A 24466-nucleotide genomic window follows, 5' to 3' on the forward strand; every position below is an offset into this window, starting at 1 on the left:
GCCCCGTTTGGACACCGGGTAAGCACGGAGTTCCTGAGGCCGGCGACATCGCATCAAAAAAACTGCGCCGGCGCCGATCCGGCATGCTGCAGCGCCGCCTTCGCGTACGCCGGACGCCCCTTGCGCGCCCTCCCCGCCGATGCATCGATGCCGATCCGACGTGTTCGTGCGCGTACGCGGGCCGGGACACCGGTGTCCGGCAGTCGGCGAACACGTTGCGCTCGTTGTCGAAAATGCGGTGATGGCGTACGCGTGCTGAGCGGCGCGGATCGCCGTCACGCACCGTCACACGTCGTCACGTATCGGCGCAGCCCGCGCCCGACAGCGGCCGGAAGGTCCGGCCCTCCGTCTCGACCGCCGCGCCCAGCAGCCGCGCGAGCCCTTTCGCGCCTTCGCGCATCACGACGTCGTGATTCCATTTGAACAACGGGCGCGCGATCGGCTCCAGCCAGTTCATCCACTTCAGCTGCGTGCGGATGTGCCAGTCATAGCGCACGACGGTGCACGCACCGTCGCCGGCAAACGACCAGCATCCGTCGCCTTCGATCGCGCCGCTCGCGCGGCCTTCCAGCGCATGCCCGGGCTCGACGCGCCGTACGCGCATGTCGAAGGTCAGCCGGTACGGCAGCGCGCCCTTCCACGTATACCGGTGCAGCGCACCGACGCCGCGCGCGTCGCCCGGCTCGATCTCGACGGTGCGCACGGCGCCCTTCCACCAGTCGGGCCAGCGGTCGACCTGGTAGATCGCGTCCCAGGCCGCCGCGAGCGGGGCGTCCACGCGCCAGGTCGTCGAGAACCGGTATTCCGCCATGCAGCCTCCGGCATGCGCGTCAGGGGCAATGAATCAGCGCACCGATCAGGGCGCGAAGAAGCGCTCGGGAAACGCGACGTCGATCTCGATATCGTCGAGCGTCACCGTTTCGAGCGGCACGTCGTCATCGTCCGCGAAGCTGACGACCTTCAGCGGAAAGCCGTCCTCGGCGTCCAGCCACAGCCGGTAGCGATGCACGCCGCCGACCGCATGCGCGGGCGCGCCCGTGACCGACACGCGCAGCGCGGTCCGGCCGCCGACGGCTTCCTCGCCTTCGGTCACCGTCGCGCCGCCCTGCTGCAGCGCATGAACGTTGCGCAGCAGTTCGCCGACGTCCGACCGGTCGACCCGGTGGCCGCTGCGGTCGCGCACGAGCGGATTGGACGGCGACAGCGTCAACGCGGGCGGCGCGTGTGCGCCGAACGGGCGCAGCCGCACCTTGCCGTCGCCGGGATCGTATGCGAGCACCGCGCCGTGATGAGGCGACACGAAATCCATCCGGACGAAGCCCGGTTTCAGGTACGCGTAGCGGATTTCGGCGTGTTCGCCGCTCCGCGCCGACGAGCGGATCGTCGCGCGGTACGAGCGGACGTGGTCGAAATGTGCCTGCGCAACGGTCACGGGATCGGCTGTCATGCTCGCTCCTATCAGGCTCGCGGCCAGCAACGCGGCGATCACGGCGCCGCCTCGACGTCGAGCACGCCTTCCATCCCGCGCTCGCGATGGCTCCTGAAAAACAGCAGCCGATGCGTGCAATAGTAGGCGAACCGGCCCGGCTGCGCCGGTGTGAAGCGCAGTTTCTTCGGCGTCGTGGCCAGTTCGGTGTGGACCGCGATGCCGGCCTGCGGCGCATCGATTTCGAAACTGTGCGGCACCACGCCGGGCTCGGCCGACACGGTCAGCTCGACCGGCACGTGCGCGCGCACGATCACGTGGTTCGGATGGAAGAAATAGCTGCCGCCGACGATCGTCACCCGCTGCACGCCGTCTGCGTCCACCGGCACGCGCACCGGCGCATCGCCGTCGGCACGCGCGAGCGTGGCGCCCGCGGCGAGTGCCGCGAGCATGGGCATCAGCACGAGTGCCTTCGTCATCGTCTTCTTCATCTTCATCGCCTGCTCCCTGCCGGCGCCGCGCACGTCATCCTTTCCACGCGTCGGTCGAGCCGCCTAGCGCGCCGCACGCTTCGATCGCGAGCTCGCGCAGGCGCCGTTCGTCGCCGCGGCCGGACAGCGCATAGCCCATGCCGCGATCCGACCAGAAATACGTGTAGCGGCCGTCGGCCGACATCGCCCGCGGCGCGAGGCGCCGCGCGTCGTACGCGGTCATGTACAGCGTCACGCGCTTGCCGTCCGCCCGCTGGTACATGAACTGCGCGGCCGGCCCCGCGTCGCCGGGCAGCAAGCGGCCGCCCAGCAGCGCGTAGCCGTATTCGTCGAGCGACGGCGCGCGCACAGGCCGCCCGACACGCGCCGACAGCCATGCGGCAAGGTGCGCGGGATCGCCCGCGCCGACCTCGACCGGATGCTCGCGATCGGCTGCGTACACCGCATACGCGACATCGGCGCGCGCGGCGAACGCCGGTTCGCTGCCGAACGCGGCCCAGCCCGCATGCAGCGCGACGCCGATCAACAGCCCGGCCGCTAGCCCCGCGAACGCATACGCGATAGCGCGCCGGCGCGGCGCGCGGCGCTGCACGAACAGCGCGGGCGCGGCGCCCGGCAACGGAAACAGCGCCTGCAGCGCGTCGCGCTGGGCGCGGTAATGCGCGAATCGTTCGGCCTCCTTCGGATCGGACTGCAGGCGCTCGAGCATCTCGCGCTGCTCGTGCCCGGACAGCTCGCCGTCCAGCAACGCGGACAGCAGTTGCGCCGACGCATCGTCGTCCCGATCGTTCGAAGGCTTGTGCGGTTCGTCCATCATGTCTTCCCGATTACCCGTAACGCGGCCGTGCCGTGCGCCGACGGCTCGTCCGACAGCATTGCACGCATCTGCCCGCGCGCCCGCGCGAGCCGCGACATCACCGTTCCCACCGGCACGCCGAGCACCTGCGCGGCGTCGCGATAGCTCAACTCCTCGAGCGCGACCAGCAGCAGCACCTCGCGCTGTTCGACGGGCAGCCGGTACAGCGCGCGCTGCACGTCGCGCAGCACCAGCCCGCCGATCTCGCCGGACGGCGCGGCCATCGTCTGCCACGGCGCCGTCGCATCGTCGACCGCGATCTCGTGCCGCGCCCGCAACTGGTCGATGAAGCGGTGCCGCAGCAGCGTCAGCAGCCACGCGCGCAGGTTGCCGCCGTCGCGCGGCGGCCGGTTCAGCGCACGCTCGAGCGTGTCCTGCACGAGATCGTCCGCCCAGGCCCGGTCGCCCGTCAGCGCACGCGCATAGCGCGTGAGATGGGGCAGCCACACCAGCAGGTCCGATTCGTAGCTCATCGATGCGTCGCGCGTCGCCGCGCCGTTACGGACGTGCAACGTGCCACATGCCGCCGATCCCGTCGCCGCCCGCGTCGCCGGCCTTGTGGTCCATCTTCCAGCGATACAGCGGGCGCCCGTGGTACGCCCATTGCTTCTTGCCGTCGCTGCGCGTGACGAGGCTCCACGCGCCCGACGCCTTGTCGTACGAGTCGGCGATCGCGGGCGGCCAGTTGGCCGCGCACGCGCTGTCGCACGCGCTCTTGCCGGGCGCGTCGCGATCGAACACGTACAGCGTCATGTGATCTTCGTCGACCAGTTTCCCGTCGCCGACCTGTGGCGGTTCCGCGGCCGCCGGCCGCACGATCGCCGCCATCAGCGCGGCGGCGAAAAGCATCCGTTTCATTCCCGTTCTCCTTTTGACATGGCATCGCGACACGGCGGCGCCGGACGGGACGATCGGCTTCGTCGAGACCATTATCCCGCCGGCCGGTCGTGCCGGGACTCGGTATGTAAACGGACGAAAGCGGCCGGTTATTCCATGCCGCCCTGCGACGATCGGCGGCGGCCCGGTATCGGCCATTCATACGACGAAAGAAAGCGGGAAACCCAAAGGACAACGCGGCATGACATCCCTGTCATGCCGCGTTGCGCGACCCATGTTGCACGGCCGTTTCGCATGGCGGCCGATACGGCGCCGCCGTGCGTTTCCGGCTCGTTATCTCGGCAGTGCGCCGGTCAGCGATTGCAGCAGCGTCGTCACCGGTGCGAGCGGGTTGTTCGGCGAGCCGTTGTCCGAATGCGGCGTCACCGACAGGCCCGGCGCGGAACCGAGCGCCGTGCCCGCCGACGTGCCGACCGCATTGACGACCGTCACCGTCGAGTTGGCACCCGTCGTCAACAGCGAGCCGACCGCGCCCGCCGTGCCGCCGGCCGCGTTCGAGCCCGAACCGAGCAGGCTGCCGCCTGCCGCTGCCGTCGAACCGGCCGCACCCGACAGCGCGCCGGCCGCCTGGCCGAGCGCCGCGGGACCGTTCGCGAGTGCGCCCGTCACCGAGCCGAGCGCACCGGTCAGTGCGCCGGCCGGGTTGCTGCCGCCAGTCAGGCCATTCACGAGGTTCGTGATCGGTGCGATCGGGCTGTTGCCCGCCGCGCCCGTCAGCGTGCCGACGACCTGGTTGACGACACCCTGCACCGGCGCCAGCGGGCTCGTGCCGCCCAGCGCGCCGAGCGCGCCCGCGACGGAGCCGACTGCATTGCCGAGTGCGCCCGTGGCCGTGCCGACCGCGTTGCTCAGCGTCGCAGCCGGATTGTTGCCGCCGAGCGTGCCGACGACCTGGTTGACGACGCCTTGCACCGGCGCCAGTGGATTCGACCCGCCGAGGTTGCCGAGCGCACCCGTCACCGAGCCGAGTGCACCGTTCAGTACGCCGGCAGCGTTGCCGCCGGTCGGCAGCGCGTTCTGCAGGCCGTTGACGAGGTTCGTGATCGGCGTGATCGGGCTGCCGCCTCCCGCGCCGGACAGCGTGCCGACGACCTGGTTCACGACGCCCTGCACCGGCGCGAGCGGGTTCGACCCGCCGAGGTTGCCGAGGGCACCCGTCACCGAGTTCAGCGCGTTCGTCAGTGCACCGGCCGGATTGTCGTTGCCGAGCGTGCCGGCGAGCTGCGTGACGACGCCTTGCACCGGCGCGAGCGGGCTCCCCGCACCACCGACGTTGCCGAGCGTGCTCGTGATCGTGTTGACCGCGTTGCTCAGCGAACCGGCCGGGTTGCCGCTGCCGAGCGTGCCCGTCACCTGGTCGACGACGTTCTGGATCGGTGCCAGCGGGTTCGAGCCGCCGCCGATGTTGCCTAGGGCGCCCGTTACCGTGCCGAGGGCGCCGGTCAATGCGCTTGCCGGGTTGCCGTTGCCGAGCGCGCCCGTGACCTGGTTCACGACACCTTGGACCGGCGCCAACGGATTCGAGCCGCCACCGACGTTGCCCAGTGCGCCCGTTACCGTACCGAGGGCGCCGGTCAGTGCGCTTGCTGGGTTGCCGCCGCCGAATGCACCGGTCACTTGATTCACGACGCCCTGCACCGGTGCCAGCGGGTTCGAGCCGCCGCCGACGTTGCCCAGGGCACCCGTTACCGTACCGAGTGCGTCGGTCAATGCGCCGGCCGGATTGCCGCCACCGACCGCACCCGTCACTTGATTCACGACACCCTGGACCGGCGCCAGCGGATTCGCACCGCCGCCGACGTTACCCAGTGCACCCGTAACCGTACCAACCGCATTGCTCAGCGTCCCCGTCGCCGTATTCAATGCGCCGGTTAGCGCGCCAGCCGGGTTGCCGCCACTCAGCGCACCCGTCACCTGATTCACCACACCTTGAACCGGCGCCAGCGGCTGCACCGTGCCGCCGCCACCGCCGAGTGCGCCCGTCGCCGCCCCCACGGCGCCCGACAGCACCTGGCCTGGATTGCCGAGCGACGTCTGGATCGCGCCCGATCCGCCCGCCGTCACGGTGACCGAGCCCAGCGGCGACGTGCCCGTCGCGACCAGCCCGACCGACACGCTGTTCGTCGGCGGATTGACGATCACTTGCGGGATCGGCAGCGAATCGAGGGCCCCCGCCAGCGCGGAACCCGAAGCCAGTACCCCGAACACCGTCGCAACCGACAGCGCCACACCCGTCAATTTGAAATTCTGTCCCATTCTTATTTACCCCATCTCGGTTGGCACTACGTTGATAAAGCATGGGGACGGATTGCACGAAGCGTGCCAATTCAAAAAGCGGATTGAATCACCAGCCTATTTCCAGGCAATAGCGCTTTTTTATGGATTTCAGGCGAAATAAACGGGCTGCGGAGCCAGAATCGTCTGACGAAAAAGGCAGACGGAACGCGGATGTAACGTAACGTTTGCGAGCCCCGTAGTAACGTGTTCCGGTACATTCACGTAACGCCGGAACGTGCGGCTGCGACGCTGCCATGCAGCGTCATGACCGACTACCCAATGTGCATTTCAGCGAAATGAAAATGCATTGATAAATCGCGAATTTTCTGATTTTCTTTATTTCGCGATTTCTTTCCCGGCGATTACGCAGATCATTTCCGATCACCCGGATTTTGATAATTCGGATAGCCAAATGAAAAATTGTTGCGGCCGCATCGCGGCAGGAGAATGCGATGCATCGCGCGCGGCGGCGGCGCGGACCTGCGCCGCATCGCCGGTTCAACCGAAGCGCGCAGGCCGGTACGGACGGGGATCGATATAGGTCGGCGCGCCCGTCATCATTTCGGCGAGCAGGCGCCCGGTCGCGGGGCCGAGCGTGAGCCCGTGGTGGCAATGGCCGAACGCGAACCACAGATGGCGATGGCGCGGCGCGGGCCCGATCACCGGACGCATGTCGGGCGTGCACGGCCGCATCCCGAGCCACGGCTCGCGATCGAGCCGTTCGCCGATGCCGAACGCGTCGCGCGCCAGCGGCTCGGCGCGCGCGAGCTGCACGCCGGTCGGCGGCGCGCCGCGCAGCGCGATCTCGACGCCGGTCGTGAGCCGCAGGCGGCCGCCTTCCATCGGCGCGACGACGAAGCCTTCCTCGGTATCGCACACCGGCACGTTCAGCAGCGTGCGCGTCGGCAGGTAGTGCATGTGGTAGCCGCGCTTCGCGCGCAGTGGAATCCGGTAGCCGAGCGGCGCGAACACGTGATCGGACCACGGCCCGAGCGCGACCACGGCCGAGCGCGCCGAAATCGCCCCACGCTCGGTGTCGACCCGCCAGCCGCCATCCACCTGCGCGAGCGTCTTCGCGTCGCCGAGCACGAACGTGCCGCCGTCGCGTTCGAACAGCCGCGCGTAGGCCTTGGTCAGCCCGCCCGGGCTCGACACGGTCTTCGGGTCCTGCCAATGGAACGCGCCGCAGAATGCGTCGCCGACGCCGGGCTCGCGTTCGCGCAGCGCGCGCTTGTCGAGCACGGTCATCCGCAGCCCGTGCGCGTCGGCCACGCGCTGCTGCGCGCGCGCTTCCGCGTCGAACAGCGCGGGCGAACGGAATGCCTCGATCCACCCGCCGTCGTGCACGAGCGGCTGCGCGTCGGTGCGCGCGAGCAGCGCATCGTGCTCGACGACGCTCGCCGCGACGAGCGGCAGCATGTCGCGCGCGGCGGCCGCGAGCCGCTGCGGCGACGATTCGCGCCAGAAGCGCGCGAGCCAGCCCGCATACGCGGGCAGCGCACGATAGTCCCAATAGAGATCGACCGAGCGATTGCGCGCATAGCGCAGCAGCGTGCCGAGCCGGCGCGGAAACGCATACGGCACGACCGACGAGCGCTCGATCAACCCGGCATTGCCGTGGCTCGTTTCCTCGCCGGGCGCGCGCCGGTCGACGAGCGCGACGCGCAACCCGCGATCCTGCAGATGCAGCGCCGACGACACGCCGACGATGCCGGCCCCCAGAACGATGACGTCGAAATCCATGCTTCCCCGCCCAGCGTCGAGATTCGATGCGACGCGCGCCGGCCCCGCGGCCGGCGCGCGGCCGTGCTTACTTCGCGACGATGTCGCGCTTGAAGTACTTCTGCGACAGCGCGCCCAGCGTGCCGTCCTTCTTCAGCGCGTCGAGCGCGCCGACGATCTTCGCCTGCAGCGCCTTGTCGCCCTTGCGCAACCCGAAGCCGGTGCCTTCGCCGAGCGTCGCCGGATCCTTCAGCGGCTCGCCGACGATCTGGTAGTCGCGGCCGGCCGGCTTGTCGAGGAAACCGTCCTGCGCGGTCTGCGCTTCCTGCACGGCTGCGTCGAGACGCCCGGCGACGAGATCGGCGTAGATCTGGTCCTGGTCCTGATACGACACGACGGCCACGCCCGCATCGGCCCAGTGCGCCTTCAGGAAATCCTCCTGCGACGAGCCCTGCAGCACGCCGACATGCTTGCCGCGCAGGCTCGCGACGTCGGGCCGCAGCGGCGAGCCGCGCCTGGCGACCATCACGATCGGCACCACGTAGATCGCCGGCGTGAAGTCGATGCTCTGCTTGCGCTTCGCGGTGATGTTCATCGCCGAGTTGATCGCATCGAACTTGCGCGCCTGCAGCGCAGGGATCAGGCCGTCGAACGCATTCTCGACCCACACGCATTTCATGTTCAGCTTCGCGCACACCGCGTTGCCGATGTCGACGTCGAAACCCTGCAGCTGGCCGGCCGGCGTCTTGCTCTCGAACGGCGGATAGGCGGCTTCGATCCCGAAGCGCAACGTGGTCTGTTCCGCGTGGGCCGTGACGGCCGCGCACGCAAGCGCCGCGGCGGCGCAGAGGGAAAGCTTCCAGTTCATGAGACGGTCCTTCTGTTCTGGATTGAGGCGATGAAGATCGGTCGCGCGGCGCCCTCGTCCGGGCGCCGGATCGACAGTCGACACAGGCGGCCGCCGCACGGCGACATGTCGTGTCCTGCATGCGAAATATAGACTCAAAGTCTATATTAGACTATAGGGGATACGAGGATCGCGCGCTGTCTCGCTGCGTCGAAATCTCGTCGATCGTCAAAAACACCGTTGATTTCCCGATGTTTTTCATGAAGACAGCAACGACACAAAGTCTCGAAAAGAAAAATTCTCCAGATTTCGTTTGTCTATATTAGACTTTTCGTCCATCACGAACACCGCCGGACACCGTCTTTCGAGACATCCCTGTCCGGCCCCGACCGGAGATGTCCCCATGACGCAAACCGTCCCGCCCCTGCCGCTGACCGTCGACGAAGCCGCGGTGCGCGCGGCCCTGCCGTCGCTCGACGTGCTCGGCACGCTGCGCCGCATGTTCGCGTCGCTCGCCTCCGCGCGCGCGGTGCAGCCGCCGCAGACCCTCACGCTGTTTCCCGACCAGGCCGGCGACTTCATCACGTATCTCGGCGCGCTCGCCGACGAGCAGGTGTTCGGCGCGAAGCTGTCGCCTTACGTCGTGACGGGAGGCAAGCCCGACGGGAGACCAATCGTCACCGCTTGGACCGCGCTGATGTCGATGCGCACCGGCCAGCCGCTGATGTGGTGCGACGCAGGGCGCCTGACCGTCGAACGCACGGCCGGCACGACCGCGCTCGCGGTCGACTGCCTCGCGCCGCGCGACGCGCGCAATCTGGCAATCGTCGGCGCGGGCGCGGTCGGCCTCGCGCACCTGCGGCACACGGCGGCATTACGCGACTGGGAGACGATCCGCGTGTACTCGCCCGCGCTCGCCGGCGCCCCGGCGCTGCAGGCGACGCTCGTCGAGCTCGACCCGCGCGCACGCGCGGCTGCGAGCGTCGAAGCCTGCGTGCGCGATGCGGACGTCGTGATGCTGTGCACGTCGTCGGGCACGCCCGTGCTTGGCGACGGGATGCTCACGCGCCCCGCGCTCGTCACGTCGATCAGCACGAACGTCGCACGTGCGCACGAGATCCCGCCCGCGTGGCTGCCCGACATGGACGTGTACTGCGACTACCGGCACACGACGCCCGCGAGCGCCGGCGAGATGCAGATCGCGGCGGCCGATCACGGCTGGGACGCCGGACGGATCGTCGGCGACCTGCCGGCGCTCGTCGCCGGCACCTGCGCGGCGCCGTCGCGCACGCGTCACGCGTTCTTCCGCTCGATCGGCCTCGGGCTCGAGGACATCGCGATCGCGCATGCGCTGTACACGCACCTGACACGCGCATGAGCATCACGCGAGCGCGGGGCCGATACAATGGCGCAACCGCCGCGGCGGCCGCGCGCGGGCGCACGGGCATGCCGGCCACCGGCGCGCCGGCACGCCGGCCCGATGTGCCGCCCGGCCCCCGCCCACCCGAGATGGCGACACCGATGCGCAAGAAGAAATCCCCCGTCAAAGACCTGCTGCTCACCCGCTATGCGCCGATCGCCGACGGTATCGCCGCGTTGTTCTTCCCGTACGCGGAAGTCGTGATCCACGACCTGCACGACCAGACCGTGCTGTATCTCGCGAACAACCTGTCCAAGCGCGAGGTCGGCGACGATTCCGCGCTCGAGGAAATCGATCATTCGGCGCGCGAGCGCGTGATCGGCCCGTACGAGAAGCTGAACTGGGACGGCCGGCGGATGCGCTGCGTCAGCAACGTGCTGTTCGACGACGAAGGCCGCCCGGCCGGGATGATGTGCATCAACTTCAACATCGCGGTGTTCGACGAGGTGCGCGCGACGCTCGACCTGTTCATCAAGGGCGCGGGCGTCGTCGCGCAGCCGGACGAACTGTTCCGCGACGACTGGCAGGAGCGCATCAATACATTCCTGCACGGTTGGCTGCGCGAGCGGCAGGTCGGGCTGAACGGGCTCACGCGCGAGCACCGGCGCGAGCTCGTCGAGGCGCTTTACGCGGAAGGCGCGTTCCGCGGCAAGAGCGCGGCGAACTATGTCGCGAACGTGCTCGGGATGGGGCGCGCGACGGTCTACAAGCACCTCAAGCACCTGAAGGAAACGCAGGGCGACGCGTAAGCGGCAAGCGGCATGCCCGTGGGCCGGTTCGCCGCGGCCCGCCGCCGAGCGCGAGTGCCGTGCCCCAATGCAGCTGCGGCGACGCCAGGAACAGCACGACGGCCGATGCGTTCATCACGCCCGTGGGCCGGTTCGCCGCGCCCCGCCGCCGCATCCGGCATCGGCAATCGCTGTCGGCCCGTGACTTCCGCGTCCACGCTTCGTGACACGTCGGACGCGGGCCCGTTCCGCACGAGCCCGGCCAGGACCAGGCGTCGAAGCACGAAATGATATAGTCTCGGTTACACTTTTTTACCGCCCGGACCGCCCATGACGACTGCTCCCGCCCCGACTGCCCGCCCGACCCTGACCGTCGAAATCTGGTCCGACCTGATCTGCCCGTGGTGCTGGATCGGCAAGCGCCGCTTCGACGAGGCGCTCGCCGCGTTCGCGCACGCCGACCGCGTCGACGTCGTGCTGCGCGCGTACCGGCTGATGCCCGGCCAGCCCGTCGAGCCGGTCGAGGCGATGCTCGCGGGCAAGTACCGGATGTCGCCCGCGCAGGTCGACCAGATGTTGCGCCAGGTGACCGACGCGGCCGCGAGCGTCGGGCTGCGCTACGACCTGCCCGGCACGCTCGTCGGCGACACGCTCGACGGCCACCGGCTCGTGAAGCTCGCAGAATCGACCGGCCGCGCGCATGCGCTGACCGAGCGGCTGTACCGCGCGTATTTCTGCGAGCACGGCTCGCTGTTCGATCATGCGCAACTGACCGAATTCGCGGTCGAAGCGGGGCTCGAGCGTTCGACCGTCGACGACGTGCTGCGCAGCGACGCGTACCGCGCCGAAGTCGAAGCCGACATCGCGCGCGCCGCGCAGCTCGGCGGGCGCGGCGTGCCGCTGTTCGTGTTCGGCGGCCGCTACGCGGTGTCGGGCGCGCAGCCGGCCGACGCGTTCGCGCAGGCACTCGACCAGGCGTGGCGCGACGGTATCGTCGAACTCGCCGGCAGCGACGCGGCGGCATGCGGCCCCGACGGCTGCGAACTGCCGGCGCGCTCGTAACACGCGCAACGCCGATCCCGCGCGTCCCGTCCGGACACGCCACTACGCGTCGCTGCTGCCACAAACCGGCAGGAAGCCCGCGCCGAGGACGTCTACAATGCATCCTTTCAAATAACTATCAGAAGGCTGCAGGCCCATGACACACGGGATTCACGGCGAGAAGCGCTGGTACGCGCTGATCGTGCTCTGCCTCGGCGTGCTGATGATCGTGCTCGACAGCACGATCGTGAACGTGGCACTGCCGTCGATCAGCACCGACCTCCATTTCACCGAAACGGCCCTCGTATGGGTCGTCAACGCGTACCTGCTGACGTTCGGCGGCTGCCTGCTGCTCGGCGGCCGGCTCGGCGATCTGTACGGCCAGCGCCGCATGTTCCTCGCGGGCCTCGTCGTGTTCACGCTCGCGTCGCTCGCATGCGGCCTCGCGCAATCGCAGACGATGCTGATCGCCGCGCGCGCGGTGCAGGGGCTCGGTGGCGCGGTCGTGTCGGCCGTCTCGCTGTCGCTGATCATGAACCTGTTCACCGAGCCCGGCGAACGCGCGCGGGCGATGGGCGTCTACGGCTTCGTGTGCGCGGGCGGCGGCAGCATCGGCGTGCTGCTCGGCGGGCTGCTGACGAGCTCGCTGTCGTGGCACTGGATCTTCCTCGTCAACCTGCCGATCGGCATCGCGGTCTATGCGATGTGCGTCGCGCTGCTGCCGCGCATGCGCGCGCCGGCCGGCGCCGCGCGGCTCGACGTCGCGGGCGCGGTCACGGTGACCGCATCGCTGATGCTGGCCGTCTACGGGATCGTCGGCGGCAACGAGGCCGGCTGGCTGTCGACACAGACCGTCGCACTGATCGGCGCGGCCGTCGCGCTGCTCGCACTGTTCATCGCGATCGAGGCGCGCGCCGCGCATCCGCTGATGCCGCTCACGCTGTTCGCCGCGCGCAACGTCGCGCTCGCGAACGTGATCGGCGTGCTGTGGGCGGCCGCGATGTTCGCGTGGTTCTTCCTGTCCGCGCTGTACATGCAGCGCGTGCTCGGCTACGCGCCGCTGCAGGTCGGCCTCGCGTTCCTGCCGGCGAACCTGATCATGGCCGCGTTCTCGCTCGGGCTGTCGGCGCGCATCGTGATGCGCTTCGGGATCCGCGGCCCGATCGCGGCCGGCCTGCTGATCGCGGCCTGCGGCCTTGCGCTGTTCTCGCGTGCACCGGTCGACGGCGGTTTCGTCTGGCACGTGCTGCCCGGCATGACGCTGCTCGGCATCGGCGCGGGCGTCGCGTTCAACCCGATGCTGCTCGCCGCGATGAGCGACGTCGATTCGGCCGATTCCGGGCTCGCGTCGGGGATCGTCAACACCGCGTTCATGATGGGCGGCGCGCTCGGCCTCGCGGTGCTCGCGAGCCTCGCGGCGGCCCGCACCGACGCGCTCGCGGCCGCGCAGGCCGCGCCGCTCGACGCGCTGAACGGCGGCTATCACGCGGCATTCGCGTTCGGCGCGGCGTTCGCCGCCGCGGCCGCGCTGATCGGCCTCGCGCTGCGCATCCGGCCGCAGAACGGCGTCGAAAGCGTCGGCCCCGCGATGCACTGACCGCCGGCCGACCAAGCCGGTCGCCGGCATCGAACCAGGGCGCGCCGTGTCGCGCCCTTTTTTGCGGGTGCCGAGCCGCGGCACGCATTCCCGGTTCGTCATACCTTTCGGGCCGTCACCGTTATCGGCCCCGCCCTCGCTCGAACACGCGTTTCACACTCGTCCGGCGGCCCGCCGCACGGGCCTTTGCGGCCGATTTTTAACACAGTCGTACATCGACCCGCCACTTTTGCGACAATGGCGGACTTTGACGCGCGCGCCGCAGCCGCGCGCCGCCGCCGAACGCCGCATAACCGCCTGCTTCCGATGTCGCTTCCCCATATCGATCTGCTGTACTCCCTGTCCGGTCTGTTCGTCGGCATCCTCGTCGGCCTGACGGGCGTCGGCGGCGGTTCGCTGATGACGCCGATCCTCGTGCTGCTGTTCGGCGTCCACCCCGCGACGGCGGTCGGCACCGACCTGCTGTACGCAGCCGCGACCAAGGCCACCGGCACGCTGGTCCACGGCCTGAAGGGTTCGATCGACTGGCGCATCACGGGCCGGCTCGCGGCGGGCAGCGTCCCGGCCGCGGCGCTCACGCTGTGGTGGCTGCACACGCACGGGATGAACACGCCGGGCACCGCGCGGATGATCCAGCTCGTGCTCGGCATCGCGCTGCTGCTCACGTCGCTCGCGCTGATCTTCCGGCCGCAGCTCACCGCGTTCGCCGCGCGCAACCCGCTCGCGCCGAGCCCCGCGCGCACGCTGTGGTCGACCGTGCTCACAGGCGCCATGCTCGGCGTGCTCGTGTCGATGACGTCGGTCGGTGCCGGCGCGATCGGCGTGACCGTGCTCCTGCTGCTGTATCCGATGCTCGCGACGACCCGCATCGTCGGCTCCGACATCGCGCACGCGGTGCCGCTCACGCTCGTCGCGGGCATGGGCCACTGGCTGCTCGGCTCGGTCGACTGGTCGATGCTGCTGTCGCTGCTGCTCGGCTCGCTGCCCGGCATCGTGCTCGGCAGCCTGCTGTCGGCGCGCGCGCCCGAGCGGCTGCTGCGCAACCTGCTCGCCGCGACGCTCGTCGCGGTCGGCGTGCGGCTCGTGCTCGCGTAAGCGGGCCGGCCGCGCTTTCCTCCTTCATCACGTCCTGCCCCGCCGGCGCACGACGCGCCGGCCCATCGCCCGCCGCAAAAAACACAGCCCGACCGGCCTGCGCCGATCGGGCTGTCGTCCATCCGGGGCGGCACAAAGCCGCCCGCGACGCTTACTGCCCCTGCTGCTTCAGTTGCTGCTGCTTGAGCTGCTGCGTGCGCGCCTGCAGCTTCAGCACGCGCTGCAGCGCGGTGCGGTTCGCGAGGATGCCGTCGTAGAAGTTGGCGAGATCGCCCTTCAGCGCGGTCCGCGACGCGTCGTTCAGGTAGATCATGTGGCCCGACGGGTAGTTCTTGATCGTCAGGTTCTGCGCCTTGAGCGTCGGGTCGAGCGGCATCTGCGCGAGCGTCAGCTCCGTCTGGTGGAACGGCGTGACCGCATCGAAATAGCCGTTCGCCGACAGCACCTTCAGGTCCGGGTTCACGCTCATCGTCGACGCGAGGTCGCCGGCCGTGTACAGCGTATTGCCGCCGCCCCGGTTCGCGCCGGTCGGGTCCGTGTGGCTGAAGTCCCAGTTGTTGAAGACCTGGTCGTTCAGGTCCACGAACGACGACGTCGACGTGTACTTGAGGTCGGTGTTGATGTAGCTGTTCCACAGCACCGTGTACGCGCCGCCGACGTTCGTGATCGACGGATCGTTGCTGCCCGAGTTCGGCAGGATGTACGGCGCGATGCCCTTGCCCGTGAAGTTCGCGCGGCCGTCGTACTGGCCGATCTGCGTGCCCGGCACGAGCGTCAGGAAGAACGTGTACGGCGGGTTGTCGTTCGACGACGGCACGTTGCCGAGCGCGGCCGGGTTGCCGAAGGTCTGGATCAGCGACGTCGGATCCGTGCCGATGTACGAACCCATCTGCTGTGCGGTCTGCAGGTTCAGGTTCAGCCGCACGTTCACGAAGCCGCCGTCCTGCGGGTTCGGCTTCTGCGCGAGCGGCGCGAGCGTGTTGTCCGCGTAGTTGCGGGCCTGGACCATGTACGCGTCGAGATCGGTCGGCGTCGGGTTGACCGTCGTCTTCTTCCAGTAGAACGCATCGGCCGCGAGCGTCGGGAACGTACCCGGCGCGGACAGCGCGTTCGCGTAGTCGAGGATCGACGACTGCAGCGTGATCCCGTTCAGGTCGATGCCGTCCTCGTGCAGCACCCACGACACGACCGCGCTGCGGGCGGTGCCGTACGACTCGCCGTACAGGAACTTCGGCGAATTCCAGCGCGAGTACTTGGTCAGGTAGCGCTGGATGAAGCGGTCGATCGAGCGCGCGTCCTGGTCGGTGCCCCAGAAGTCCTTGTTCTTCGCCGGGGCGATCGCCGCCGAATAACCGGTGCCGACCGGGTTGATGAACACGAGGTCGGTGCGGTCGAGCAGGCTGTCGGGGTTGTCGAGCAGCTTGTACGGCGCGGGCGGCGTGAAGTTCGGGAACGACGACTGCAGGCGCTTCGGCCCGTACGAGCCGAGCAGCAGGTAGACCGACGACGAGCCGGGGCCGCCGTTGTAGAAGAACGTGACCGGGCGCGGCTTCGACGGATCGGGATTGTCCTGCGTGTACGCGACGTAGAACATCTTCGCGTTCGGCGCCGACGTGATCGGATCGATCGTCGTCAGGTGGCCCGTGGTGGCCGTGTACTTGACGGTCTTGCCGCCGATCGTGACCTGGCGGTGCACGACCGCGGCGCCTTCCGTCGAATCCGTGACCGCGTCGTTCGGCCCGGTGCCGTACACGTCGTTGTCGACGTACGGCTGGTCGGCCGCGGCGGCGGCCGTTGCGTCGGTGCTGGCCGACGTGCTGCCACCGGACGTCGTCGCGGCCGCGGTTGCAGCCGAAGCGGACGGGCTCGGCCCGTCGTCGCCGCCGCACCCCGTGACGAGCAGCGCCGCGGCCGCGGCTGCGGCGAGCGGCACGCTCAGTGTCGTTCCAAATAGCGCGAAACCGTCTTTCAAGGACTTCCGTGTCGTCATTATTGCCTCTCGAACAGAACGATAAATACCGCCGGCCGCAAAGGATCGTTTGCGCCGGCGCTCCGCACCGGGAATGCATTCGTTATGCGACGCACTCCGAGTTTTTTACCGGATCGGCGAATACCGATCGGCACGATTTACCCCACCCATATTTTTTTGCGACAGCACAAAGAAATCAATTCCATTACACACGACAATTCGATAATCCGCAGCAATACGAATTCATTCTACGCATTCGCATGAGCACAAAATCGACGGCAAAAGCACGCCCCGCAAAGCCAGCCCCGACAAGGCCGCTTCACTTAGAGCAGACGAACAATCCCCGCCGGCGCGATGCCGATTAATCGCAGAACAGCGACCAATCACAACTCGAGCCGATTTAACAAAATCGAAAGGATCGATTAATTAAATGGAAAGGAATATCTCGTATCTGTAATTTATTAAATTAAGTGAAAATACCGGCGCATATTAGGTTCCCGATTTACCGCCGTAAAGTAATAATTTGTTACGGCACTCGCCATTCGGATAAAAGGCGGCACGGGACCGATTCCACGCGATCAAAAGAAAAAGCCGGACGGCTGTCCGGCTTCGTGATGGCGGCGCGGCGGGCGCCGTCAGAGCGGCACGTCGATCGCGCCGGCGCCAGTCGTGATCGCGTTCGCGCCCGGCGCGGCCGAGATCGGCGGCAGGTTCGCGCTCGTCAGCGCGGGCGCGGCGCCCGGCGTGCCGCCGCGCGGCACCGTGCGGATCACCTGCGACGGCGGCAGCGGCGCACCGTTCTTCAGGTGCCGCCACATCAGGTTCAGCGCCTGCAGGTTGTAGTAGTGGATCGGCACGAAGCGCGTGTCGAAGCCCGCGACGGGCAGGAACGCGTCGAAGTGCTGGCCGTTCGTCACTTCGTAGAACACGAGCTGGCTGCGCCCGCGTTCGCTGATGCCGTTTTGCGCGACGTACGCGCGCGACGCGTGGTTCACCGGCACGAGCGCGTCGCTGCGGCCGTGCACGATGATCGCCGGCTTGCCCTGCAGGTTCGCGTTCACGCGCACCGCGTCGACGTTCGCGGGCATCCCGAGCATCCCGTTCGTCCACAGCTGGCGCAGGCACAGCGCGCCCGCGAAGCTCGCATCGGGCGTCGCGAGCCGGTGGTCGATGCCCGCGCCCGTGTTGAACACGAGGTTGATGCCGGCCGTCGGCGGCACGCCGTTGCCGACGCCGAACACGGCCGTCATCGGCGACGCGGCCGGCGAAGCGACCGCACCCGTCGCCGCATTCGTCGTCGCGAAGCTGAAATTGCACAGGTTGTCGATGACGCGCGAGCGCGTGTACGCGTTCGCATAGGTGACCGCGATCGCCGGAATCGCCTGCGAATCCCACATCGGCGCCTGCAGCAGGTCGGAATCGGCCAGATAGCCGGCCGCGTGGAGCTGCGCGAGCGCGTCGGCGGCCTGGCTCTGCGGGTCGGCGCCCGACACGAGCCCGGCCGCGGCGAGCGTCGCGCAGCGCTGCGTGCGGATCGACTGCGTGGTCGCGGCCGGCAGCGCGCTCAGGTACGGCGCACCGGCGAGCGACGCCGACGCGGCCGCGCACGGCTGCAGCAGGTTCGCGAGCGTCGCGTAGTCGGCCAGCGGCCGGCCGAACGACGGCACGGGCTGGCCGCCCGTGCGCACGATCGCGTTCGGCGACATCCGCACGTTGATCTGCGGTTCGCCGACCACGACCGCGGTAATCCAGCCGCGGTTGTCCTGCTCGGCCGCCGCGAGCGACGCGCCGCCGCCGTTGCTGACCGACGCGGCGATCGTCGTGATGTCGCCCGCGCGATAGCGCACGCCGTGATGCGAGCCGTCGATCAGCGGTCCGAACTGCTCGTTGAGCGCCCAGTACGCGAACTCGACCGCCTGCAGCGTCGCGCGCCCCCAGTCCTGTTCGGGATTCTGCTGCGAATGCGCGTGCTTGAACGCATAGCGGTTCGGGAAGCGGCTGTTGAACGCGGCGAGATCGCCGCTCGTCACGTTCGCGGTGAACAGGCTCGCCGTGCCGGCGAGCACCGCGTTGGCGAGCGTGCCGTCGATCAGCGTGACCGTATCGGTGCCGAGCTCGTGCGCGCCGTTGCCGCCGCCCTTGTCGTTGTACGCGACCGCGCAGCCGCGCTTGAGCGCCCATTCGCCGGCCGCGGAGATCGCGCCGTACACGCCGCGCGAGCCCGACGACGTCGCGGTGACGATGCACGGTTGCGTGGGATCGAAGCTGGCGGGCACCTGCACGAGCAGCGTCACGTTCTTGCTGCCGCTGCCGTCGTCGGAATACGCGAGATATTCGGTGCCGGGGATCTTGCCTTCGCCGAGCGTGTCGTTGCCGTCGAGGTCGACGTTCGGCCCCCAGAAGCGGCCGTAGCCGCCGTTCGCGCTCATGTCGACGAGCGCGCGGTAGTTCGACCAGATCGCGAGACGGCGCAGCTCGGCGCTCGTCGGCCGGGACGGATTCGCAAAGCCGGGCGCGGTCGCCGCCGCGAGCCCCGTCTTGCCGAGGCCGGCCGTCAACAAATCGTCACTGGCGCCGTCGTAGGCCGTCGTGCGCACGCTGCCGGACACGAAGCCGGGCAGCCGGTTGCGCTCGGCCGATTCGTCGCCGTTGCAGGCGCCGAGCATCGCGACAGCGGCCAGCGCCGCGCCGAAAACCATCCGCCTGCCCCACCCGAGCCTCGCCATCGCCGCCCTCTCGATATCGTTATCGGTCCACCGCCGCGTCGCACGCGGCTTGCAGACTTTGAAGCGCAAACGGGCCCCGGCATGCCGGGGCCCGCCCGAAAGCAGGCACCTGCGGCGCTCACGCGCCGCCGCCCGGCATCACTGCTGCTGGACCGTCAGCTTGTTCGTGACCGACGTCACGCCCTTCACGCCCTTGGCTGCAGCTTCGGCCTTGTCGATCTGATCCTGGGCCGGCATCGTGCCCTCCAGCGAGATCGCGCCGCCCTTCGAACGCACGACGAGGTTCGCCACATCCACGCCGCTTTCCTTCGAAATCGCCTTGCGCACCGCGTAGCCGAGCTTGCGGTTCGCCTTCTTCGCGGTTTTCGCGGCGGCCTTCGGCGCGCTCGTCGCGGCCGCCGGCGCTTCGGTTGCCGCCGCATCGCTCGACTGCGCATACACGCTGCCCGACAAACAGGCCGCCACGGCGGCGACGCCCAACGCTCTCAACACGATCGACTTCATGCTATCTCCTTGTAACTCCGGAACGGCCGTGCACAGTACGGCCGGATACCCCCAAAGACAGCCGGCCCGCGCGCGAACGGGCGGGACAGCCGGTGATTTCCACGGCGATGCGAGAGAGGCGAGACGGGCCGACAGCCGGCGCGCGCGATAGCGGGCCGGCCGGGCCGGACAGCCGCCGGCCGGACGCGCCCGGTCTAATTGCGTGCCGGGTCGCGCGCGAATCGGGCGCGGCTGCGTCGCACAATGTAATCCAGCGCCCGCGGAAGCGCAAAGCTTTTGACGAAGCGGCGCCCGACTCGCGCATGCGCGGCGAAACCGGGTACCATCGCCGCGAGAATCCGCATCGTCCATGACGGCCGTCATCGATGCGTCACGCCAGCGTCATCCGCCTACCCCATGAAGCCTGCCCTCCCTCGCCCGCCTCGCCGCATCCTCGCCCGCTTCGTCGCGGTGTCGTGGCGCGACCTCGCGCTGTCGATCGGCCCGACCGTGCTGCTCGCGGGCGCGGCCGTCTGGCTCGCGGTCAGGCTGATCCAGCCGGCGCCGCCGTCCACGCTCGTGATCTCGGCCGGGCCGCCCGGCAGCACGTACTGGAACGCCGCGCAGAAATACAAGGCCATCCTCGCGAAGAACGGCGTCACGCTCGACGTCCAATCGTCCGAAGGATCCGCGCAGAATCTCGAACGGCTGTCGAACCCGAACGCGCCGGTCGACGTCGGCTTCGTGCAGAGCGGCATCGGCCCGAAGGAGCGCGACGAACAACTCGTATCGCTCGGCAGCATCGGCTACGTGCCGCTCGCGATCATGTACCGCGGCCCGATCGTCGCGCGCCTGTCCGACTTCAAGGGCAAGCGGCTCGCGCTCGGCGCGGAAGGCAGCGGCGCGCGCGAGCTGAGCCTCGCGCTGCTGAAGATGAACGGCATCGTGCCGGGCGGCCCGACCGAGCTGCTGCCCACCGCCGGCGAGGACGCCGCGACCGCGCTGCTCGACGGCAAGATCGACGCCGCGTTCCTGTCCGGCGACTCGACGCAGATCCCCGTGATGGCGAAACTGTTCCGCGCGCCCGGCGTGCACGTGTATTCGTTCACGCAGGCCGAAGCGTACGCGCGGCGCTTTCCGTACCTGACCGCGATCACGCTGCCGATGGGCGTCTACGATCTCGGCCGGAACCTGCCGCCCGCCGACATCCATACCGTCGCGCCGACGATCGAGCTGGTCGCGCGCGACTCGCTGCACCCCGCGCTGTCCGACCTGCTGATCGAGGCCGCGCGCGAGGTGCACGGCCACGCGACGATCCTGCAGCACGCGGGCGAATTCCCGTCGTCCGTCACGCGCGGCTTCCCGCTGTCCGACGATGCCGCGCGCTACTACAAGTCGGGCAAGACCTTCCTGTACCGGAGATTGCCGTTCTGGGTCGCGAGCCTCGTCGACCGGCTGCTCGTCGTGATCGTGCCGCTGATCGTCGTGCTGATCCCCGGGCTGCGGCTCGTGCCGTCGCTGTACGGCTGGCGCGTGCGCTCGCGCATCTATCGCTGGTATGGCGCGCTGATCGCGCTCGAGCGCCGCGCGCTCGGCGAGCACACGGCCGAGGAACGCGTCCGGTTGCTCGACGAGCTCGACGACATCGAGGAAGCGGTGAACCGGATGAAGATGCCGCTCGCCTACGCGGGGCAGTTCTACGTGCTGCGCGAGCACATCGGCTTCGTGCGCGAACGGCTCACCGCGCACGACCAGGACACGCTGGCGGGGTCGTCCGGCGCCGGCGGAAAGCCGCAGGCACCAGCCGACGCCGGGTCGCCTCCGGCCGGCGAGGCCCCCCGGGCGACTCCCGGTTCCGCGTAGGCGGACGATCCGCGATCATTGCTGCATGCGCGCCCGCCCGCGTACCATGGAGGCCGCCGTATGCCCCACCCTCTGGAGATCGTCATGACAACCGGCCTCGACACCGCCCAGCCCGCCTGGTTCTTCGACTTCGTGTCGCCGTTCTCCTATCTGCTGCTCGAACAGCACGACAAATGGCCGGACGTGCCGTTCGAACCGGTCGCCGTGTCGCTCATGGACCTGCAGCGCCACTGGGGTCAACGCCCGAGCGCCGACGTGCCGGCCAAACGCGTGTTCACGTACCGTCACGCGCTGTTTCGCGCGGAACAGCTCGGGATCCGCTTCAAGATGCCGCCCGCGCACCCGTTCGATTCCGACAAGGTGTTGCGCCTCGCGATCGCGCTGCGCGCCGATATCGTAACGGTGCTGGAGATGTACCGCTTCATCTGGCGCGAAGGCAACGATCCGTCGACGCCCGAAGGTTTCGCGGCGCTGTGCGAACGCGTCGGCGTCGGCCACGGCGACGAGCTGATCGAATTCGAGGAGACCAGTGCGCAACTGGCCCGCAACAATGCCGACGCGATCGCGCTCGGCGTGTTCGGCGTGCCGACGTTCTGGATGAACAAGCAATTGTTCTGGGGTGAAGACGCGCTGCCGATGGTGCTGTACTGCGCGCGCACGCCGAACTGGCTCGAATCGAGCGAGGTCAAGCGAATCAGCACGCTGCCGAAGGGCCGGGCGTGATGGCCGGTATCACGCACGGCAACGTGCAGCTGCGGTAAGGTTACGCTTCCCCCGAATCACCCGCACCGATGGAAGACGACGACCGTACCGCCTCGCTCGACATCTGGCTCGTGCGCGTATTGCGCACGCTGCTGCTCGAGCGCAGCGTCACGCAGGCCGCGCTGAGGCTGAACCAGACCCAGCCCGCGATCAGCACCGCGCTGCGCAAGCTGCGCGAGACGCTGAACGACCCGATCCTCGTGCGCGGCAAATCCGGGATGGTGCCGACCGAATACGGCGCGTCGCTGCTCGAAGCCGCGCAGCGCGCGCTGCGCGAGGTCGACTTCATCGCGACGCCGCACGGCGATTTCGACCCGTCGTCCGCGCGCCGCACGTTCCGCGTCGCCGCGCCCGACTATCTGAACGATTTCTTCATGCCGACGCTGATCGAGCGCTTTCGCGACGCGGCGCCGCATGCGCACCTGGAAATCGATTCGCTGAATCCCGCGCTCGACCACGCGGGCGCGCTCGAATCGGGCGCGCTCGATCTCGTGATCGGCAACTGGCCGAAGCCCGACCCGCAGTTCGCGCGCCATGACCTGTTCTCCGACACGATCGTGTGCCTGATGCGCGAAGCGCACCCGCTCGCGCACGTGCCGCTCACGCGCGAAGCGTATGCGTCGGCCGCGCATGTCGCGCCCACGCCGTACACCGGCGACAAGCGCAACGCGATCGAGATCGGCCTCGCACGCGCGCGCCTCGCGCGGCGCATCGTGACGACGCTGCCTTACTTCGGGATCGTGCCGCAGGTGCTGCTGCAGTCGGACCTGATCTTCACGACGACGCGCCGCTTCGCGACGCACTACGCGCAGTTGCTGCCGCTCGTCGTCGTCACGCCGCCGGTGCCGTTCCCGCGCATCAAGAGCTACCTGCTCACGCATCCGCAGCCCGACCGCCCGACCGACATCGCGTGGCTGTGCGCGCTGATGCAGAGCGTGTCCGACGAGCTGACGGTCGCCCGCACCCGCAAGCGCTGACACGCGGCGCGGTCGCTCTTACGGCTCAGGCCGTGCAGAAGGTTTCCTGCAGATGGGTCCAGCGCACGACGCCTGCCGCGTCGCGTTCGAACACGGCAGTCGCGCGCCGCGCGGGCAGCTCGCCCGATGCCGCGTGCTGCGCTTCGAGATAGGTGATCACCGCATGCGATGCGTCGGCCGCGAGCACGCGGATCTCCGACAACGTGATGCGCAGCCCCGGCTTCGCGCCGGCGAGCTTCGCGAACAGCGCGCGTGTGCCGTCGCGGTCGATTACGCGGCCGTCGGTCAGGATCATCGTGAAACCGGTGGAAAACGGCGCGAGCAGCGCGTCGAGCGCCGCGGGCGCGGTGTCGACGCCGGACAGCCAGCGCTCGATGGCGACGAGGCTCGCATCGAGCGCGTCGAGATAGATCGGGTGATCGGACATGGCGCCTGCACGGAAAGGCGCGGCCCGATGCCGCGCGTTGCCGTGCAGTGTATGCAAAAACGCGCGGCCGTGCGACGTTACCGCGCGCAGGACACGTCGTCGCGCGCGCGCCCTGCCGCGGCCGCCTTCGCGTCGGCCACCGGCATGCCCGAGCGCGCCTGCAGCAGCTCCGCGCACACGGCCACGGCGATCGCGCCCGGCGTCTTGTCGACGATGCCCGCGACGCCGATCGGGCACACCATCTCCACGAGCCGCGCCGGATCGACGCCGCGCGCCGCGAGCCGGCGCTCGAACTTCACGCGCTTGGTGCGCGAGCCGATCATCCCGAAGTACGCGTAGTCGCGCCGCCGCATGATCTGCGCGGCGAGCGCAAAGTCGAGCGCGTGGTTGTGCGTCATCACGAGGAAGTACGCGCCGGGCGGCGCCGCATCGACGACGGCCTCCGGCGTGTCGGTCGGCTCCGGCTGCACGTTCGGCGGACATTCGTCCGGGAACAGCTCGTCGCGCGTGTCGACCCACTGCACGATGCACGGCAGCGCGCCGAGCAGCGTGACGAGCGCGTGACCGACATGCCCGGCGCCGAACAGCACGATGTGCATCGGCGCCGGCGCGCCGGTCGCGCGGTTGCGCCGGCCGGTGCCCTGCACGAACGTCGGGGGCGACGCGGTGCGAAGCGAGCGTGCGGGCCCGTTCATGTCAGCCTCCGCCGGGCCACCCCAAGGAGGCTGACCACCCCCTCGGGGGGCAGCGAACAACGTGAGCGTGGGGGGCGTTTCATCTCAGCCTCCGCCGGGCCGCCCCAAGGAGGCTGACCGCCCCCTCGGGAGGCAGCGAACAACGTGAGCGTGTGGGTCGTTTCATG

Annotated in this window: 22 protein-coding genes and 1 pseudogene; 8 read left to right on the forward strand and 15 right to left on the reverse strand. The window is 69.1% G+C overall.

Annotated features, from left to right (window positions below):
• Positions 1 to 295: 295 nt before the first annotated feature.
• The 9 genes from KVT39_RS06575 to KVT39_RS06615 all read right to left on the reverse strand — a co-directional run bounded on the left by KVT39_RS06575 (position 296) and on the right by KVT39_RS06615 (position 8537).
• Positions 296 to 811, reverse strand: a complete 516-nt coding sequence (locus KVT39_RS06575; RefSeq protein ID WP_217588191.1) for an SRPBCC family protein — start codon at positions 809 to 811, stop codon at positions 296 to 298.
• 45 nt (positions 812 to 856) lie between these two features.
• A complete protein-coding gene (locus tag KVT39_RS06580) occupies positions 857 to 1489 on the reverse strand; it encodes a DUF1571 domain-containing protein (protein WP_217588193.1) in 633 nt (210 codons plus the stop codon).
• On the reverse strand, positions 1486 to 1905 hold the full coding sequence (locus KVT39_RS06585) for a cupredoxin domain-containing protein (protein ID WP_217588336.1): 420 nt from the start codon (positions 1903 to 1905) through the stop codon (positions 1486 to 1488). Before KVT39_RS06585 ends, KVT39_RS06580 begins: the two co-directional genes overlap by 4 nt.
• Positions 1906 to 1951: 46 nt before the next feature.
• Complete coding sequence (locus KVT39_RS06590) at positions 1952 to 2734, reverse strand: anti-sigma factor (RefSeq protein WP_217588195.1); 783 nt, start codon at positions 2732 to 2734, stop codon at positions 1952 to 1954.
• Positions 2731 to 3246: a sigma-70 family RNA polymerase sigma factor gene (locus tag KVT39_RS06595; RefSeq protein ID WP_034183420.1), complete on the reverse strand. Its 516-nt coding sequence runs from the start codon at positions 3244 to 3246 to the stop codon at positions 2731 to 2733. Before KVT39_RS06595 ends, KVT39_RS06590 begins: the two co-directional genes overlap by 4 nt.
• 25 nt (positions 3247 to 3271) lie before the next feature.
• A complete protein-coding gene (locus KVT39_RS06600) occupies positions 3272 to 3631 on the reverse strand; it encodes a hypothetical protein (protein ID WP_034182870.1) in 360 nt (119 codons plus the stop codon).
• Between the two features lie 312 nt (positions 3632 to 3943).
• Positions 3944 to 5926 carry a hypothetical protein gene (locus tag KVT39_RS06605; RefSeq protein WP_217588196.1) on the reverse strand — a complete coding sequence of 661 codons (1983 nt, stop codon included), beginning with the start codon at positions 5924 to 5926 and terminating at the stop codon, positions 3944 to 3946.
• 519 nt (positions 5927 to 6445) lie between these two features.
• Entirely contained in the window at positions 6446 to 7690 is a 1245-nt protein-coding gene (locus KVT39_RS06610) for an FAD-binding oxidoreductase (protein ID WP_217588197.1), read from the reverse strand.
• 67 nt (positions 7691 to 7757) lie between these two features.
• On the reverse strand, positions 7758 to 8537 hold the full coding sequence (locus KVT39_RS06615) for an ABC transporter substrate-binding protein (RefSeq protein ID WP_105393772.1): 780 nt from the start codon (positions 8535 to 8537) through the stop codon (positions 7758 to 7760).
• A gap of 382 nt (positions 8538 to 8919) precedes the next feature.
• Here KVT39_RS06615 and KVT39_RS06620 point away from each other — a divergent pair, with 382 nt between their 5' ends.
• Entirely contained in the window at positions 8920 to 9894 is a 975-nt protein-coding gene (locus KVT39_RS06620; protein ID WP_217588198.1) for an ornithine cyclodeaminase family protein, read from the forward strand.
• Positions 9891 to 10685 carry a transcriptional regulator gene (locus KVT39_RS06625; protein WP_034182865.1) on the forward strand — a complete coding sequence of 265 codons (795 nt, stop codon included), beginning with the start codon at positions 9891 to 9893 and terminating at the stop codon, positions 10683 to 10685. The genes KVT39_RS06620 and KVT39_RS06625 overlap by 4 nt, the downstream gene beginning before the upstream one ends.
• A gap of 37 nt (positions 10686 to 10722) precedes the next feature.
• Here the strand turns inward: KVT39_RS06625 and KVT39_RS06630 are convergent.
• Positions 10723 to 10806, reverse strand: a pseudogene (locus KVT39_RS06630) (sulfite exporter TauE/SafE family protein); the annotation flags it as partial.
• Between the two features lie 188 nt (positions 10807 to 10994).
• Here KVT39_RS06630 and KVT39_RS06635 point away from each other — a divergent pair.
• The 3 genes from KVT39_RS06635 (at position 10995) to KVT39_RS06645 (ending at position 14397) form a co-directional block, all read left to right on the forward strand.
• Positions 10995 to 11726: a DsbA family oxidoreductase gene (locus KVT39_RS06635; RefSeq protein WP_131946008.1), complete on the forward strand. Its 732-nt coding sequence runs from the start codon at positions 10995 to 10997 to the stop codon at positions 11724 to 11726.
• 136 nt (positions 11727 to 11862) lie between these two features.
• A complete protein-coding gene (locus KVT39_RS06640; protein WP_217588199.1) occupies positions 11863 to 13302 on the forward strand; it encodes a DHA2 family efflux MFS transporter permease subunit in 1440 nt (479 codons plus the stop codon).
• A 306-nt stretch (positions 13303 to 13608) separates the two neighbouring features.
• Entirely contained in the window at positions 13609 to 14397 is a 789-nt protein-coding gene (locus KVT39_RS06645) for a sulfite exporter TauE/SafE family protein (protein ID WP_034183419.1), read from the forward strand.
• Between the two features lie 151 nt (positions 14398 to 14548).
• Here the strand turns inward: KVT39_RS06645 and KVT39_RS06650 are convergent, their stop codons facing one another.
• The 3 genes from KVT39_RS06650 to KVT39_RS06660 form a co-directional block, all read right to left on the reverse strand.
• Positions 14549 to 16387, reverse strand: coding sequence for a S10 family peptidase (locus KVT39_RS06650; RefSeq protein ID WP_034182862.1), 1839 nt, complete (start codon positions 16385 to 16387; stop codon positions 14549 to 14551).
• Positions 16388 to 17001: 614 nt separating this feature from the next.
• The gene (locus KVT39_RS06655) at positions 17002 to 19092 is read right to left on the reverse strand and encodes a D-(-)-3-hydroxybutyrate oligomer hydrolase (RefSeq protein WP_034182861.1); all 2091 of its coding nucleotides are present in this window, start codon (positions 19090 to 19092) and stop codon (positions 17002 to 17004) included.
• A gap of 138 nt (positions 19093 to 19230) precedes the next feature.
• Complete coding sequence (locus KVT39_RS06660) at positions 19231 to 19596, reverse strand: BON domain-containing protein (RefSeq protein WP_034182860.1); 366 nt, start codon at positions 19594 to 19596, stop codon at positions 19231 to 19233.
• Positions 19597 to 19992: 396 nt separating this feature from the next.
• Between KVT39_RS06660 and KVT39_RS06665 the strand changes: the two genes are divergently transcribed.
• The 3 genes from KVT39_RS06665 to KVT39_RS06675 all read left to right on the forward strand — a co-directional run bounded on the left by KVT39_RS06665 (position 19993) and on the right by KVT39_RS06675 (position 23177).
• Positions 19993 to 21438: a TAXI family TRAP transporter solute-binding subunit gene (locus KVT39_RS06665; RefSeq protein ID WP_217588200.1), complete on the forward strand. Its 1446-nt coding sequence runs from the start codon at positions 19993 to 19995 to the stop codon at positions 21436 to 21438.
• Between the two features lie 84 nt (positions 21439 to 21522).
• Positions 21523 to 22161 (forward strand): DsbA family protein, encoded by a 639-nt coding sequence (locus tag KVT39_RS06670; RefSeq protein WP_034182858.1) that lies wholly within the window; start codon positions 21523 to 21525, stop codon positions 22159 to 22161.
• 68 nt (positions 22162 to 22229) lie between these two features.
• Positions 22230 to 23177: a LysR family transcriptional regulator gene (locus KVT39_RS06675; RefSeq protein ID WP_217588202.1), complete on the forward strand. Its 948-nt coding sequence runs from the start codon at positions 22230 to 22232 to the stop codon at positions 23175 to 23177.
• A gap of 25 nt (positions 23178 to 23202) precedes the next feature.
• Here the strand turns inward: KVT39_RS06675 and KVT39_RS06680 are convergent, their stop codons facing one another.
• Positions 23203 to 23604 (reverse strand): nuclear transport factor 2 family protein, encoded by a 402-nt coding sequence (locus KVT39_RS06680; RefSeq protein ID WP_034182856.1) that lies wholly within the window; start codon positions 23602 to 23604, stop codon positions 23203 to 23205.
• A gap of 77 nt (positions 23605 to 23681) precedes the next feature.
• Positions 23682 to 24299, reverse strand: a complete 618-nt coding sequence (xdhC, locus tag KVT39_RS06685) for a xanthine dehydrogenase accessory protein XdhC (protein WP_131946011.1) — start codon at positions 24297 to 24299, stop codon at positions 23682 to 23684.
• Between the last annotated feature and the right edge of the window lie 167 nt (positions 24300 to 24466).

Source organism: Burkholderia sp. GbtcB21, from assembly GCF_019091065.1.
GTDB classification, from domain to species: domain Bacteria; phylum Pseudomonadota; class Gammaproteobacteria; order Burkholderiales; family Burkholderiaceae; genus Burkholderia; species Burkholderia pyrrocinia_C.

Excerpts from the sequence above, each read along its gene's own strand:
- KVT39_RS06575 (WP_217588191.1), bottom strand. The coding sequence starts at position 811 with ATGGCGGAATACCGGTTCTCGACGACCTGGCGCGTGGACGCCCCGCTC.
- KVT39_RS06585 (WP_217588336.1), bottom strand. The coding sequence starts at position 1,905 with ATGACGAAGGCACTCGTGCTGATGCCCATGCTCGCGGCACTCGCCGCG.
- KVT39_RS06590 (WP_217588195.1), bottom strand. The coding sequence starts at position 2,734 with ATGATGGACGAACCGCACAAGCCTTCGAACGATCGGGACGACGATGCG.
- KVT39_RS06595 (WP_034183420.1), bottom strand. The coding sequence starts at position 3,246 with ATGAGCTACGAATCGGACCTGCTGGTGTGGCTGCCCCATCTCACGCGC.
- KVT39_RS06600 (WP_034182870.1), bottom strand. The coding sequence starts at position 3,631 with ATGAAACGGATGCTTTTCGCCGCCGCGCTGATGGCGGCGATCGTGCGG.
- KVT39_RS06605 (WP_217588196.1), bottom strand. The coding sequence starts at position 5,926 with ATGGGACAGAATTTCAAATTGACGGGTGTGGCGCTGTCGGTTGCGACG.
- KVT39_RS06610 (WP_217588197.1), bottom strand. The coding sequence starts at position 7,690 with ATGGATTTCGACGTCATCGTTCTGGGGGCCGGCATCGTCGGCGTGTCG.
- KVT39_RS06615 (WP_105393772.1), bottom strand. The coding sequence starts at position 8,537 with ATGAACTGGAAGCTTTCCCTCTGCGCCGCCGCGGCGCTTGCGTGCGCG.
- KVT39_RS06620 (WP_217588198.1), top strand. The coding sequence starts at position 8,920 with ATGACGCAAACCGTCCCGCCCCTGCCGCTGACCGTCGACGAAGCCGCG.
- KVT39_RS06625 (WP_034182865.1), top strand. The coding sequence starts at position 9,891 with ATGAGCATCACGCGAGCGCGGGGCCGATACAATGGCGCAACCGCCGCG.
- KVT39_RS06635 (WP_131946008.1), top strand. The coding sequence starts at position 10,995 with ATGACGACTGCTCCCGCCCCGACTGCCCGCCCGACCCTGACCGTCGAA.
- KVT39_RS06640 (WP_217588199.1), top strand. The coding sequence starts at position 11,863 with ATGACACACGGGATTCACGGCGAGAAGCGCTGGTACGCGCTGATCGTG.
- KVT39_RS06645 (WP_034183419.1), top strand. The coding sequence starts at position 13,609 with ATGTCGCTTCCCCATATCGATCTGCTGTACTCCCTGTCCGGTCTGTTC.
- KVT39_RS06650 (WP_034182862.1), bottom strand. The coding sequence starts at position 16,387 with ATGACGACACGGAAGTCCTTGAAAGACGGTTTCGCGCTATTTGGAACG.
- KVT39_RS06655 (WP_034182861.1), bottom strand. The coding sequence starts at position 19,092 with ATGGCGAGGCTCGGGTGGGGCAGGCGGATGGTTTTCGGCGCGGCGCTG.
- KVT39_RS06660 (WP_034182860.1), bottom strand. The coding sequence starts at position 19,596 with ATGAAGTCGATCGTGTTGAGAGCGTTGGGCGTCGCCGCCGTGGCGGCC.
- KVT39_RS06665 (WP_217588200.1), top strand. The coding sequence starts at position 19,993 with ATGAAGCCTGCCCTCCCTCGCCCGCCTCGCCGCATCCTCGCCCGCTTC.
- KVT39_RS06670 (WP_034182858.1), top strand. The coding sequence starts at position 21,523 with ATGACAACCGGCCTCGACACCGCCCAGCCCGCCTGGTTCTTCGACTTC.
- KVT39_RS06675 (WP_217588202.1), top strand. The coding sequence starts at position 22,230 with ATGGAAGACGACGACCGTACCGCCTCGCTCGACATCTGGCTCGTGCGC.
- KVT39_RS06680 (WP_034182856.1), bottom strand. The coding sequence starts at position 23,604 with ATGTCCGATCACCCGATCTATCTCGACGCGCTCGATGCGAGCCTCGTC.
- xdhC (WP_131946011.1), bottom strand. The coding sequence starts at position 24,299 with ATGAACGGGCCCGCACGCTCGCTTCGCACCGCGTCGCCCCCGACGTTC.